Annotated in this window: 10 protein-coding genes; 4 read left to right on the top strand and 6 right to left on the bottom strand. The window is 31.6% G+C overall.

The annotated features are described in order from the left end of the window. Positions 1–8: 8 nt before the first annotated feature. Together Q1B05_RS06850 and Q1B05_RS06845 are read right to left on the bottom strand one after the other, a co-directional pair. Positions 9–3,299: a SusC/RagA family TonB-linked outer membrane protein gene (locus Q1B05_RS06850; protein WP_299778985.1), complete on the bottom strand. Its 3,291-nt coding sequence runs from the start codon at positions 3,297–3,299 to the stop codon at positions 9–11. Between the two features lie 164 nt (positions 3,300–3,463). Further along, positions 3,464–4,648 carry a FecR family protein gene (locus Q1B05_RS06845; protein ID WP_299778984.1) on the bottom strand — a complete coding sequence of 395 codons (1,185 nt, stop codon included), beginning with the start codon at positions 4,646–4,648 and terminating at the stop codon, positions 3,464–3,466. A gap of 257 nt (positions 4,649–4,905) precedes the next feature. Here Q1B05_RS06845 and Q1B05_RS06840 point away from each other — a divergent pair, with 257 nt between their 5' ends. After that, positions 4,906–5,526, top strand: coding sequence for a sigma-70 family RNA polymerase sigma factor (locus Q1B05_RS06840; RefSeq protein WP_299778982.1), 621 nt, complete (start codon positions 4,906–4,908; stop codon positions 5,524–5,526). A gap of 198 nt (positions 5,527–5,724) precedes the next feature. Next, a complete protein-coding gene (locus Q1B05_RS06835; RefSeq protein ID WP_299778980.1) occupies positions 5,725–7,419 on the top strand; it encodes a hypothetical protein in 1,695 nt (564 codons plus the stop codon). Positions 7,420–7,489: 70 nt separating this feature from the next. On the opposite strand, the gene Q1B05_RS06830 is transcribed toward Q1B05_RS06835, so the two are convergent. Together Q1B05_RS06830 and Q1B05_RS06825 are read right to left on the bottom strand one after the other, a co-directional pair. Further along, complete coding sequence (locus Q1B05_RS06830; RefSeq protein ID WP_299778978.1) at positions 7,490–9,079, bottom strand: 4Fe-4S dicluster domain-containing protein; 1,590 nt, start codon at positions 9,077–9,079, stop codon at positions 7,490–7,492. Position 9,080: 1 nt separating this feature from the next. Further along, on the bottom strand, positions 9,081–10,385 hold the full coding sequence (locus Q1B05_RS06825) for an FAD-dependent oxidoreductase (RefSeq protein WP_299778976.1): 1,305 nt from the start codon (positions 10,383–10,385) through the stop codon (positions 9,081–9,083). A 250-nt stretch (positions 10,386–10,635) separates the two neighbouring features. Here Q1B05_RS06825 and Q1B05_RS06820 point away from each other — a divergent pair, with 250 nt between their 5' ends. After that, positions 10,636–11,646, top strand: coding sequence for a glycoside hydrolase (locus Q1B05_RS06820; protein WP_299778974.1), 1,011 nt, complete (start codon positions 10,636–10,638; stop codon positions 11,644–11,646). A 73-nt stretch (positions 11,647–11,719) separates the two neighbouring features. Beyond that, a complete protein-coding gene (locus tag Q1B05_RS06815; RefSeq protein ID WP_299778972.1) occupies positions 11,720–12,331 on the top strand; it encodes a hypothetical protein in 612 nt (203 codons plus the stop codon). Positions 12,332–12,375: 44 nt separating this feature from the next. Here the strand turns inward: Q1B05_RS06815 and Q1B05_RS06810 are convergent, their stop codons facing one another. Together Q1B05_RS06810 and Q1B05_RS06805 are read right to left on the bottom strand one after the other, a co-directional pair. After that, complete coding sequence (locus Q1B05_RS06810) at positions 12,376–12,849, bottom strand: glycosyltransferase (protein ID WP_299778970.1); 474 nt, start codon at positions 12,847–12,849, stop codon at positions 12,376–12,378. A 34-nt stretch (positions 12,850–12,883) separates the two neighbouring features. Next, the gene (locus Q1B05_RS06805) at positions 12,884–14,071 is read right to left on the bottom strand and encodes a response regulator (protein WP_299778968.1); all 1,188 of its coding nucleotides are present in this window, start codon (positions 14,069–14,071) and stop codon (positions 12,884–12,886) included. Positions 14,072–14,182 lie beyond the last annotated feature (111 nt).

The raw sequence follows: 14,182 nt of genomic DNA, 5'->3' as shown, positions 1-14,182 counted from the left end.
TGGTTTGGTTAGAAACTAAAATTTAGATTTAATAAAAACTTTCGTGTCGGACTGTATCGCGTAGAATCTGTAAAAGGATACTCGAAACTAACATCTGAATCTCCAAAAGAATAATTTGTAATAATTGCTAAATTTTCTACTGATGCATTTATAGTAAATTCCTTAAACACACGTCCTAAGAAAGCTTCGGGAAACGTATAACCTATGGTTAATTTCTGAATTTTTAAATAACTAGCATCCTCTAAGTAAAAAGATGATGTTCCACTAAAATTATATATATCTCCATAAATTAATTGTGGTATATCTGCTTGATCTCCTGGACTCTCCCAGCGTTTCAAATCTTGCCATTTGGTAAGTTTAAATCTGTTGGTGCTAAAATCACTTGCATTCCAATCTACGTAGTTATACACCGTTTGCCCAATTGCAAAATTGGTTAAGATATTTAAATGAAAGTTTTTGTAGCTAAAATAGTTAGCAAAACCACCTGTCATTTTAGGATAAGCAGAAGATGTTGTTATATAACTTGCTTCAGACTGATAATTTGTAGTGGTAACCAATGCAGGAGTACTTGTATCGTTTCCATTAATTTTGTTTCCGTCTGCATCTTCCCATCGTGTATAAATTGGTGCTCCAGTTTGCGTATCTACGCCTTGATATTCTGGAAGATAAAAACTTCTTAAAGAATGTCCTTCTCTAATAATCATACCTTCATCAATAATATCTTCTCCGCCATCTAATTCTAAAACTTCATTTCTATTAAAATTGAAATTGAAATTTGTTTTCCATGAAAATTCACCTTCAATATTGGTCGTGACTAAAGAGAAATCAATTCCTCGGTTACGAATAGAACCAATATTACGTACCTGACTTGTAAATCCAGTAGTAGCTTCTAAAGGTACAGATTGTAATAAGTCATCGTTTATACGGTTATAAAAATTAACTTCTAAAGATGCGCGGTTAAAAATACTAATGTCTAATCCTAAATTAAATTTACGAGCCGTTTCCCAAGTTAAGTCTGGATTAGGTAAACGTGACGGCCAAGCCCCTGAATCGCCATTATAACTAGAAGAAGTTGTAAAAGAATAGGTACCCATAGACAAATACGACTCTATATTTGCATTTCCTGTGGTACCATAACTCATTCTTACTTTTAATACATCTAGCCAAGAATCTGTATCTTTTAAGAAATCTTCTTTATTAACCATCCAGCTACCTCCTATGGAATAAAACGTTCCCCAACGATCGTTTTCTCCAAATACTGAAGATGCATCACGTCTAAAAGAACCTATTAAATAGTATTTATTTTTATAATCGTAATCTAACTGTGCGAAATACGATAAGAATCCCGACTCTTCTAAATCACCACTCACCGATTTTGCACTACCAACAGAACTTAAGGCAGTAAGATCTCCTACTATTCCTGTTCCTACAGCTTCTACATAACGTGTTTGATCGTAATTATACTCTTGCCCCAAAATAGCATTTAAATTATGGTCTCCGAAACTTTTATTTAGGTGCAATGTGTTAGAGGTAATAGCTCCTAAACCATAGGTATATACCCATTCCATATACCCGTCATAATTATAACCAACCCATGTCATATTTGAATATGCCATGGAATGATCAGAACCTGTTAGTTCCACTCTGTTAGACGTATTAAATCTTGCCCAATCAGTAATTTTATAATCCAATTCGAACATTAAAGTCGTACCCCAATATTTTTTACTATTTTCAGACTCTTCACGTTCTAACATATAGTTAACTCCAGTACCACGATACCAAATAGGAACTTGACTGATATCCATAGCCGGGGTTGGTGTAACACCATCTGGCATAAAAGCAGCATCTAAAGGCACATTTTGATACGCTTGGGTATAAGGACTCGGCCAATTAAATTCAGATTTTTCGCCGTATTGAGCCGTCATTCTAATATTAGTTGTCAGTTTATCAGAAATTTTATGACTCAAATTTCCTCTAAAATTATATTGATTATTATACGTATCTAACGCTGTTCCTTTTTCTCTATTTAAAGAGGCACTCACATAAAACGTGGTTCGGTCTGAGCCTCCCGACATAGACACTTGGGTTTGATTTAAAGATCCTGTACGTAACAATAAATCTGTCCAATTAGATGTATAATCTAATGCACTTTCTGGCACAACACTATTCCTATATTCTTCGAACGTTTTACTGGTAAAATCTGTATTCCCTTCAGACACTCTTAAGTTATACAGGTTTTCCATGGCTGTAGACCATTGCCCATATAATCCTTCTGCATCATACACTTCTACTCTATCATCCCAATTAGAAGTTGGTCCGAATGTACTATTAACAGACACTTTAAATTCTCCTGCTTTTCCGTCTTTAGTTGTAATAACAATTACACCATTTGCTGCCCGAGATCCATAAAGCCCCGTCGCTGCAGCATCTCTTAAAATAGAAATTGATTTAACATCTTTAGGGTCGTATTGCCCACCAATAATACCATCTACAACGGTTAAAGGTGAACTATCTGCTTCTAAAGATCCCATACCTTGAATAACCATAGAAGCACTTTGCCCAGGATCTCCACTACCTCCAGATATTTGCACCCCAGGTACTCGTCCTTGTAATACATCTTGAATACTTGTAGAACTTATTGAACTTTCTAATTCCTCTTGAGAGATAATAGATACTGAAGAAGATAGTTCAGATTTCTTTTTTCTTCCGTAACCCACAACTACAATTTCGTCTAAACCTGCAGCATCTACATTAAGAATTATTGAAAAATTGGTTTCTCCATTTAAGGTTATTTCTTTAGTTGAATATCCTAAATAAGAGACTAAAATTTTACCATTATTACTACTAACATTAAGTGTAAACTTACCGTCTATGTCTGTAGTTACACCATTGCTTGTTCCTTTTTCAATAACACTAGCACCTGGTAAAGGCATATTGGTTTCATCTAAAACTTCTCCAGAAATAATAATTTGTTGTTGTTTTTTTCGTTTTGTATTCTTCTTTACCACAACAGTATTATTGGCCTCTAGCTGAATTTCAAAATCGCCTTGAGATAAACTTTTATTTAATAAGTCGTTTGCGGGTTGTACGCCCTGTTTAACATTAATTTCTGGAAGGTCTTTAAATAAACTTTCCTGATAAATGAACTTGTAATCTGTCTGTTTCATAATGAGCTCAAAAACCTGATCTACCGTTAATGTTGTTTCGGATTCAATATAGATTTCTGGATTCTGAGATAACACATCTGTTGGCGTAAAACCAAAAATGACTGAAACATATAAAAAAAGTAATGTTCTCATAATGTTTAGCATAAGTCTCTTTATAAAACTAAAGAGAATACTGTTTAATTTAATTTTCATAAATTTGTTAATTAATTGATTATAATTTTAATTGATTAGTGATTAAAAAAGGGAATATAGTTTCTACTTTGCACGGTCTTAACTTCATTCCCTTTGCTTTTTATTTAATTCAGGATAAGGGTTTTGTCATATAAATTATAGCTTTTAATTATACTCAGGTTTTTAATTATTTCTAGTATTTCTGTAAGGTTTTGATGCTTTGCTAAAACGCCTTTAAACGTTATCTCTTCAAGATTTTTATTTTCAAACTGAACATCCACATCATACCATCTCGAAATTATTTTCATAATATCTTTTAAGGAATCGCCTTTAAAATAAAAAAGACCATCGCGCCACGATATTTCAGATTGCACATCAACATGATCTATAGTTACATTATGATTTAATACGTTTAAAGTGAGTTTTTGATTTGGAATTAAATCTTTATGGTTGTTTTTAAAATCTACAGCAACTTGTCCTTCTACTAGTGTCGTATAAATTTTAGATTCGTCTCTGTAGGCTTTAATATTAAATTCTGTACCTAAAACTTCAATACTCTGATTTTGATTATTGACTTTAAACTTAGCACCACCATGTTTACTACTCGGAGACACATCAAAATAAGCTTCACCATACACTAACTCTACTTGTCGTGTTTTACCCGCAATAAATGATGTTGGAAATTTTAACTGAGATTCTGAATTTAACCAAACTTCAGTTTCATCTGCCAATTTCACATAATACTGCCCGCCTCTTGGTACTGTTAAATAATTGTATTTTATTTCCTGAATAGCTCCGGTGTGTTGCTGAGGTAATAAATTATTATAAACGAGTTGTTTACCATTACTCTGTACCTGATTTGTGTTATAATTTGTGTGATCTGTAAGGACAACTTCAGTACCATCTTCTAAAGTTAAAATCGCCTTATCTGTGCCAGCAGGAATAGATTTAGAATTTACAATGTGTGTTTTAGGTTGTGTAGTTTCTACCTGATCTGTGTGTTTAAAAAACAAAATACTCATAGAAATAAATAATATAACAGAAGCAGCAACCGCATAATGATAAAACTGAAACATTTTCTTATCAGGTGCTTTTGGCGTTAAATGAAGTTCTGCTACAATGTTTTTCCAGATACGTTCTGTATCTTCATTAGGTTCTAAAGTATCTTGTGCAATATCCTTACCTATTTCAGGATTCCAATGCGCGATAGTATATTGCTCTTTTTCGGTAGCACGTCCATCAAAATAGCGCTCAAGTAATTTATTTACCCAAATTAATTCTAACCATTTTCTTTTGTTGGTAGTCTTCATTTATATAATAGATCTGTGCTTTTAGGCATTCATCTATATATCGTGTCCAAGGCTTATTTTTTTCCCTCTAAAGCCATTAACAAAACGTTACGTTAAACAACACCCTGTTTTTTAGTTATTTACACTTAAAAATTAGTTAAAAACATCTAAAAACAAGCTTTTATAGCAATCTATCATAACATTTTATTAATCTACTTATCAAATTTTCAGCCTAAAAAACATACTATGTTTGTAATTATAAAGCACTCCCTAAAAAAATGTATCGTTCAGATCAGGATTTACTTCTAGCAATTTATAATGACAAAGACGAAAAAGCATTTAAAGTCTTTTATGATAAGTATGCCAAATTATTATTAAACTGGGCAACCAAACGTACAGGAAATAGAGATTTAGCCGAAGATATTGTGCAAAATTTCTGGGTTATTTTTTGGACTAAACCTCATGCGATTAAAACAGATGAGTTTGGAGTTGCAAGAACCTATTTAATTCACTATTTTACTTACAGAATGTTGGATTATTTGCGTACGTCTGCTTCAAAATTTTTAGGTTCTGAATTTGCTTTAGAAACCATGGCTAACGAAGACAGCTATTTGCACATTATTGAAGACATTCAGGTTAAAGACATGTTAGACATGATAGATCGTGTGTTAATAAATTTTCCGAAACTCACTCAAGATATTTTTAAATCTATTTGGGAACTTAACCTTTCTGTAAAAGATACATCCAAAGCAATTGGAGTGAGTGAAAAAGTGGTTAGAACACATTATAAAAAAGTATTATGTTTAGTACAGGATCATACCAAAACATTTATTGGAATACGTTCTAAATCGTTCAAAATATTTCTAGAAATTCTAATGTTAGTAGGATTACTTAAATAATACCCTACAAGTTACGTCGTCTTGTTTTTGAGTCTTTCTAGTTAACATAAAAAATCTACCTATTAAAATTTGAGTTAAACATTAAATTAAAAGAGCTCAAGACAATGTTACACATAAGTTACTTTTGTTGTTTATAGCATATAACGTTGATTAGATTAACAACACTAAGTATACATAATTCTTGATGAAATTGAACCTATGAAATTAGAACATTTGAATTTTTATTCATTCTTTACCAAGTATTCTCTTATGGAAGAATATGGGTTTAGTTCTGGTATTATAAACAGGTTTTACAGAAAAATTCTGCCCAATATTCCCGATGTTAATACCGTAGAATATGTATTACTAAAAAAAGAAAATCCTGTTCCATACATCTTGTCTATAATCGACTTTAAAACCATTTCAAGAAGCCAAACAGCACAACAATTAGATTTAAGTATTAAAGCCTTATGTGCTAAAGTTGTGGCTTTTGGACTAGACAGTAATATTAAAGCTAAAAGCGATTATTTGGAATTAAATTCTGAACCTTTTAAAATTTTACTCGAAAAAATAAATCATTTATCTAACTGTGAAAGAGAAGATACTTTAGAGTTAATTAACACATTAAAAGACATAGAACGTCTTATTATTGAGTTAAGGAAAAATAAAAATAAGATTGGAACAAGTTTTCACCTCACATTAACCACAAGAAGAATTCTAGAATATACCACAAGAATTAAAGAATTACTGTTCTTAAAACTAAATATATCTTCAGAAAAGTACTGGAAAAATATCTTAACAGATTTTATAGCATACACTAAATATAAAGACAATATTAGACGCTATATTAGCAGACATTCGGATTTGGTAGCTATGGAAATAGTTGAACACAATTCTAATAAAGGACAAAAATATATTGCCGAAAGCCGTAAAGAGTATTGGAGTTTCTTTAACAGATCTTTATTTGGTGGAAGCATCATCGCAATCTTTGCTTTTCTAAAATTAATTTTAACCTCCTTCGCAGCAACTGAGTTTACACATGCGCTTTTATATAGTATAAACTACGCATTGTGTTTTATAATTGTAAAAGAATTAGGAGGTATAATTGCTACTAAACAACCTGCAATGACAGCGACTACGCTTGCAAAAAACATTGACAAGGAAGGTAACCTAAAATACGACTCTATAAAAAGTATTATTTATGTGGTAAGAAAAGTATTTAGAAGTCAGTTTATTTCTGTGATGGGAAACTTTATAATGGCTATACTATTTGCCTGTGGGTTAATGTATGTTTTACAACTAATAGATATACAATATGTGACAAAAATAGTGAAACCCGAATACTTAATTAACAAAATACTTCCCAAAACACAATTGCTTTTCTTTGCCGCAATTGCAGGTTTTTTCTTAGCATTATCGGGTTTAATTTCTGGTTATGTAGATAATAAAGTTATTGCTTCTAAAGTAGCACACCGTATTAGAAACAACAAATTGTTATTTAACAGTAAACGTTTGGCAACGTTTTTTGAAAAGAAAGCAGGTACATTATTTGGCAATATCAGTCTTGGATTCTTTCTAGGATCGTCGTTTTTACTAAGCCATATTTTTCCTTTCGAAATAGATATCAGACACGTTGCTTTTAGTTCTGCAAACCTAGGTTTTGCTATCATGAATTTCGATTTTAGTATTAAAATCATGCTACTAGGTATTATTGGAGCTTTACTAATTGGATTGGTAAACTTTATCGTTAGTTTTTCAATTACCTTCTATTTAGCATTAAAATCGAGAGGTGTAAATTTTAGATTGCTACCTAAAATACTCTTTAATATTTTTAAGGATATGTGTTTTCATCCTTTACATTATTTCATTAAAATAGAAAAAGAACCCATAACTACGACTTCTAAAAACGAATAAATTATCAGTGTTATATCCTTTTAAAGCATAAAACACTGATAATTTAAACGAGAGTTTGAAACTCGTTTTATTATTTATTATTAAGTAAATCCATTAAATCTACATCATTTCCTAAAAGTACTTCTGTAGGATTGATACGACCTTTCATAGAATCGTTTTCTAATTTTAAAACACCTCTAGGGCACACTGCAGAACACACGCCACAACCTACACAACTAGAACGTACAATGTTTTCACCTTTCTGTGCATACGCTCTAACATCTATTCCCATTTCACAACTGTTAGAACAGTTTCCGCAAGAAATACATTGTCCTCCATTAGTAGTTATTCTAAATTTAGAAAACAAACGTTGTTGGAATCCTAAGATCGCTGCCATTGGACAACCAAAACGACACCAAGAACGGTTTCCTAAAATAGGATAAAATCCAGTTCCAATCACTCCAGAAAAAATTGAACCTATATATAATCCATAAGCAGAGCGTAATGTTCCTGATTTAATAAAAAACAACTGATCTGTGGTTCCTGTAAAATGCATGATTAGTAATAATGCTATAACAACAGCATAACCAATCGCTCCCATTTTAGCGTCTTTACCTAATTCGTGTCTTTTAAAGTACATCACTGCAGCAAATACCACTGTTAACAAACCAATAACTAAAGAAATAAATACGTCTCTTGTTAACCAAAAATCATTTTTTTCGTAGCCTAAATATGAATATACCATAGCAACAGTCATCACTACAGAAAAGACTAATACGGTATGAATTAACCAACGTTCTAACTTCCAAGCAGACATTTTTTTAGACGATAACTGTCTGAAGGAATCTCCCGCAGTTTCAGCTAAACCACCACAACCACATACCCAAGAACAATACCAACGTTTTCCATATTTGTAAGTTAAAATAGGTGTGATAACAAAAATAGATAACAACCCAAATAACAGTAATGCAATACCAATATTTCCTGTAGAAAGAAATCCTTTTACAGACCATTCATCAAAAATATAGTAATTAAGTGGCCATATACTTTTAAGATCGTAATATGGTAAATCGTTATTCATAACGTACATGAATTCAGGAATCAAAAAGGCAAATCCCAATTGAAAAAACATGACAGATCCTGTACGTAATTGCTGGTAACGATTATGTCTGTATTTTAATATAAACTTATATCCAAAAGCCAATATAGCAACCGTATATAATACACCATACACAAACCACTGACTGGCATCTCTCCCACTTAGTAAATGACTAAGCGGATCGAAAAGGCCTATTAAACCTGAGTTTGCTTCACCGTTAGTACCTAAACCTAAATACTTAGGAAAGAAATACAATACAATATAAAAAGAGGTTAACACCACACCCAAAATCCAACCTAAAACACCACGAGACGAAATAGATTTAAACCAAACACCATCGTTTTTTATACCTTCTAATTTATTAAGATAAGCCTCTCTAGAATATAGAATTACTCCACCAATTATAGCGCCTAATGCAAGCGTAAGAAACAGTCCTTTATTTGGAAAGTTGGTATTAAAAAGTGCTAAAGCCATTATAAATAAACCAATAGCACCAATGGCAAGTGCAATTTTTTGTGTGTTCGTAATATTTAAAGCATCGGGATTAGCCAATGACATACTATTATTTATTTTATTACTCATGTTATGCAGTTTGTAATTGGTTAGTGTAAGTTTCTAGAATCTCTTTTTCAAATTTTGAATAGAATTCTGGATCAAAATTAGCCTCGGTTAAATGATTCATTACATAATCCATATCCCGTGCTTCGGTAAGCCAACGGTCAAATACGTCATGACGCATCCGAATTCCAAAAGTATTAATCCCTAGAAATGCGTTCGTGTCTTTATGGTAAGCTACAGTTATACACTTGGTATCATCTGCATGCTTCCAATGAAAATGTACTTCGTGTTCAGATTTACTCCTTTCACTAAACACCCAACCATAGGTTTGATATTCGATGTCTAAAAATTTTGCAGAGTTAAACCAATGTCCTGGTTTGTATTCCATTTTATTGCCACAAATAGTTTGTGCTAAAACTTCTCCCATCATACGGCCTGTGTACCAAACCGCTTCTATTGGTCGTCTATTTCCTATAGCTTCATGTTGCTCGGCACAATCACCAATCGCATAAATATCGGGTATATTAGTTTCTAAAAAACGATTTACTTTTACACCTCGACCTATGTCTATACCAGAATCTCTAATAAAATCAATATTTGGAGCTACTCCTGCAGTAAGTCCTACAACATTACACGGAATTTCTTCACCTGTTTCTTCAATAATTACAGATTTTACTTTTCCATGTTCATCTGAAACAATTTCCTTTAAATTTGTAGAGAGTCTTAAATCAATATGATGATTTTTAATATGACGATTAATCATTTCGCTTTCACCATTTGGCAATACACCATTCCAAAAACTATTCTCTCTCACCAAGAAAGTTACAGGAATACTACGGCTACTTAACATTTCTGCCATTTCAATACCAATTAAACCTCCTCCAACAATAACGGCACGTTTACAAACGTCTTTATTAGGAGCGTGTTTTTCTAAATTCTCTAAATCCTGTTTATGATACATCCCCATAACTCCTTCTAAATCCTGTCCTGGCCAACCAAATTTATTAGGTTTACTTCCTGTAGCAATCACAAGTTTATCATATTGTAAAGTATCTCCTTCTTTAAAATGAAGTGTTTTCAAGTTTGTATCAACCTGTTTTACATAGCCTTTTTTTAGTGCAATCCTGTTTTTCTCCCAGAACCAATCCTCGTAAGGTTGTGTATGTTCAAACTTCATATGTCCCATATACACATACATGAGTGCGGTACGCGAGAAAAAAAACTCAGTTTCTCCAGATATTATAGTAATCTTTTTGTCAGAATTTTTTCTAATGTGTCTCGCAAGCGTTACTCCAGAAATTCCGTTTCCAATAATGGCAATATGTTCCATAGATTTAATTGTTATCACATGTTAGGTCGAACTTAAAGGTAAGAACTTATAGGCTAAACCTAATTTAGAAAGTATTTAAATTAGAGTATTGCTGTAAGGTTATAAAATTCTAATTATATTATTTTTTTGATTTGAAAATGTTTTTTAATACATACATATGCGCATTTAACCTTTAATTAAAATTTTGGGAAAACTTTTAAATTGTCGCTTAGTGATTTATACTAAATTCGACGTTTTTAAAATCTTATCTATGAAAATAATCAACTGCCTATTCTTTTTATTACTCTTTAGCGTACTGTCTTGCCAGACTCAGACTCATAAAATTAATGGTGTAAGTTTTGTTGCCTCAAGACATACTGTAGAAAAAAACCACATTGAACCCCTTGTTACAATTCATGCAAATTATGCTGCTGTAATGCCTTTTGGTTCGATTCAAAATCTTAATCACCCAGACATTAGATTTAATAGCGACAGACAATGGTACGGCGAAACAAGATCGGGCTCTAAGCATTACATAAATGAGTTACAAAAGCAAAATATAAAAGTGATGCTTAAACCTCAAATTTGGGTAAGACACGGAGAATTCACGGGGAATATAAATATGCAAAATGAAGAAAACTGGACTATTTTAGAAAATTCATATTCTAAATATATACTAGAATATGCAAAATTAGCAGAAGAAGCTAAAGTGGATATGTTTTGTATTGGAACAGAATTAGAGCAATTTATAACTGCTAGACCAGATTATTGGCAAATATTAATTAAAAACATCAAGAACGTATACTCTGGAAAATTAACCTATGCCGCCAATTGGGATGAATTTGAAAAGACTCCGTTTTGGGACAAATTAGATTATATTGGCATTAACGCTTACTTTCCGTTAAGCCCTAAAAAAACACCTAGTTTTGAAGATGCTTTAGAAGGATTGAAACCCCATAAAAAGAGTGTTGAGACCTTTTCTAAGCAACATGATAAACCAATTATATTTACAGAGTTTGGTTACCGAAGTGTAGATTATAGTGGTAAAGCACCTTGGAAAAGTGATAGAGATATGGATCAAGTTAATCTCGAGGCACAAGTAAATTGCACCAAAGCCTTATTCGAAACCTTCTGGGGAGAGGCATGGTTTGCGGGTGGTTTTGTTTGGAAATGGTTTATAAACCATGACCAATCTGGTGGGGTAAACGATTCTAGATTTACACCGCAAAACAAACCCGTAGAACAGGTGATAAAAACGTATTACAATCAATTTACAGAATAATGCCTAATTTAGCGTAATAAGCATTTCAACAAAACAGAAAATCTTATTACAAAATTATATATATCTTTCAAAAATGGAATCTAAAAATAAAATAAAGGAAAATGAATGGCTAAATCTTTTAAAGAACGCTATTGATGAAGGTGTAAAAATCCAAGTAAATCATAGGTTTAAATACAAAGATAAAAATTTAGGTACTTTTCTAACATCAGCTAAAAGTAAAAACAATCCTGAATTAATTAAAAAAATAGAAAGTCTAGGCGTAAACTTTAAAATGCATAGCAAAGAGCCTGAACATTATCTAGAAAAATTTATAACAGAACTTTCAACCGATGAAAAGCCTAATAGACAAAGATATATAACGAGGTTTAACATCTATGTTTTACCAAAAAAAGAAATATTGAAAAAACAAACCATTAAAAAATTAAATAAGGTTTGGAAGAAAAAATTTGGAGATGTTAGAACATGGGAAAAACCAGATACGGTAACTGATAAAATCCAAAAATGGAAAGAATTTAGATATGATGAAACACTAAATCCAAAAGGAAAATGGTTTGATTATAAAACAAATATGGGAAAATTATATGGTTGGGTTTATGCTAGAAAAAGAGACAAACAAAAAATGAATTCTATTATTGAATATTTTAATAAAAAGGAACGCTCTGAATTAAAAGAAGAAGGGTTTTAAACATTTTTTAATCTTAAAAACGTTAGAAGTCTTAACTACAATTATTACACGTTCTCTAATTTCTTGTGTTGTAAGTCTAATACCCAGTCAGACATTGAAAACATATTCTTAAAAAGTGATCGCTGGAAAGGAGTATTATTATTTATTTCTACACTATAAGGAGCAATTAAATCGTAATTCTCTTTAATTAAGATCATAATTTCAGCAACTTTTTTAAAGTTAAAAGCCGATTCTAAATTTAAATACCCAATATGTTTTAAGTCTTCTTTTTCTAACAAATACCTTGCTCCTGCTTTTAAAGCAGCATTAGTCCCTTTATTTTTTTTTATATCTATCAAAGATAAATCTGCATTGTAGCTATCCTCTAGCTCTTGTAATTTTTCTAAGGTATTATCTGTACTCCCATTATTAACAAGACTTAATCGCACGAGTTTAGGAAGTCTCAACAAACTATTAAATAAATGATTGTCTATTTCTTTTTCATTGTTGAAGAAAATAATAAGTATTCCAATTTTCATAATTTTAGATTTTAATTAATATGAAAAATGCGACTTATTCATGTATCATATCTAGTTTTGTGCCTTTAACATTTAGGTTATTCTTTTTGCCTCTATATACCCAAGCAATCTGTCCCAACTGCCCTATTATTTTAATAGAATCTTTCATAGATAATTTAGAACCATCGGCATGAATCCATCGTTTTAGAGGTTGTTCACAGAGCATAGATTTTGCTTGTTTTAATCCAAAAAACTGAGACATTCTTATAAAAATTTCGACATCGAAAATCCATTGAGTTACAAATTTTTTTCCAAACGCGATTTCAATAACATCTTTACGAAAAATCTTAGCACCACATTGAGTGTCTTTAAAATCCATTTTTAAAATCTTCCTGATAATAAAGTTAATAGATGAACTAATTACTTTTCGTGCAGATTCTTTAGTAATATTTGCTCCCATTCTTGAGATTCTAGAACCACTTACAATTTTAAAATCTGATGTTTCTATAGTCTTTACTAAATCATCAAAATCTGCTAAATCTGTAGATAAATCGGCATCTAAAAACCCGATATAATCTAAGTCTTCTTTTTTAGCCATATGTAACATTCCCAAACGTACGGCTTCTGCTTTACCTCCATTTTTTTCACAATCGTAAACGGTTATAAAATCTTCCCGTCCTTGTTGTAAGTCTTTTAAAATTTCTAAAGTTTCATCCTTACTTCCGTCATTCACAAAACATAAATGATATCCTGTGTTCTTATCAATATAATCTGTAAATTCTTTACTTAACAAACGTTCTTCTTCATTATAACATGGAATAACGACACCCACGCAACGCTCTTGAATAATAACATTACTCTTTGCTATTGTATTTTGTACATTTGGTGCACCAATTAAACGTTTAACACGAGCACTTATCTCATTTAAACTTAATGGTTTTTTCATATAATCGTTAATTCCTAAATCAAAACCTTCAGTAATAACATGGTCTTGAACATTCCCTGACAATACCATAATTGGAGTATCCGGATGGTTAGAAGTCCTAATTTGTCTTATAATATCTAAACCTGATATTCCTGGCATATTAATATCTACAATAACCAAATCAGGTCTAAAAGACGTGTATAATTCTAAACCTTCAGCGGCATCTGTTTCAATTTTTACATTGTAACCTAGTTCGGTTAATCTTTTTTGCAAAGGAAGTAATACTAACTGTTGGTCATCTATGGCTAAAACTTTCATTGGAAGAATATATTTTAATTTTAATACTACAAAAGTAGGATTGTAGTTGGCTGTAAAATACTTATTTAGATTAACCAATCACTTAGTGTCGACGAATGGTAGGTTGCTGTA

Origin of the sequence: uncultured Formosa sp. (assembly GCF_947500765.1) — a bacterium.
Taxonomy (GTDB): domain Bacteria; phylum Bacteroidota; class Bacteroidia; order Flavobacteriales; family Flavobacteriaceae; genus Formosa.
Note: the sequence above shows the minus strand (reverse complement) of the source record. Positions and strands in the feature narration are given on the sequence as shown.

Bases quoted from the DNA above. Each gene is read 5' to 3' on its own strand.
- Q1B05_RS06845 (WP_299778984.1), bottom strand. From the start codon at position 4,648: ATGAAGACTACCAACAAAAGAAAATGGTTAGAATTAATTTGGGTAAAT.
- Q1B05_RS06850 (WP_299778985.1), bottom strand. From the start codon at position 3,299: ATGAGAACATTACTTTTTTTATATGTTTCAGTCATTTTTGGTTTTACG.
- Q1B05_RS06825 (WP_299778976.1), bottom strand. From the start codon at position 10,385: ATGGAACATATTGCCATTATTGGAAACGGAATTTCTGGAGTAACGCTT.
- Q1B05_RS06810 (WP_299778970.1), bottom strand. From the start codon at position 12,849: ATGAAAATTGGAATACTTATTATTTTCTTCAACAATGAAAAAGAAATA.
- Q1B05_RS06830 (WP_299778978.1), bottom strand. From the start codon at position 9,079: ATGAGTAATAAAATAAATAATAGTATGTCATTGGCTAATCCCGATGCT.
- Q1B05_RS06835 (WP_299778980.1), top strand. From the start codon at position 5,725: ATGAAATTAGAACATTTGAATTTTTATTCATTCTTTACCAAGTATTCT.
- Q1B05_RS06815 (WP_299778972.1), top strand. From the start codon at position 11,720: ATGGAATCTAAAAATAAAATAAAGGAAAATGAATGGCTAAATCTTTTA.
- Q1B05_RS06805 (WP_299778968.1), bottom strand. From the start codon at position 14,071: ATGAAAGTTTTAGCCATAGATGACCAACAGTTAGTATTACTTCCTTTG.
- Q1B05_RS06820 (WP_299778974.1), top strand. From the start codon at position 10,636: ATGAAAATAATCAACTGCCTATTCTTTTTATTACTCTTTAGCGTACTG.
- Q1B05_RS06840 (WP_299778982.1), top strand. From the start codon at position 4,906: ATGTATCGTTCAGATCAGGATTTACTTCTAGCAATTTATAATGACAAA.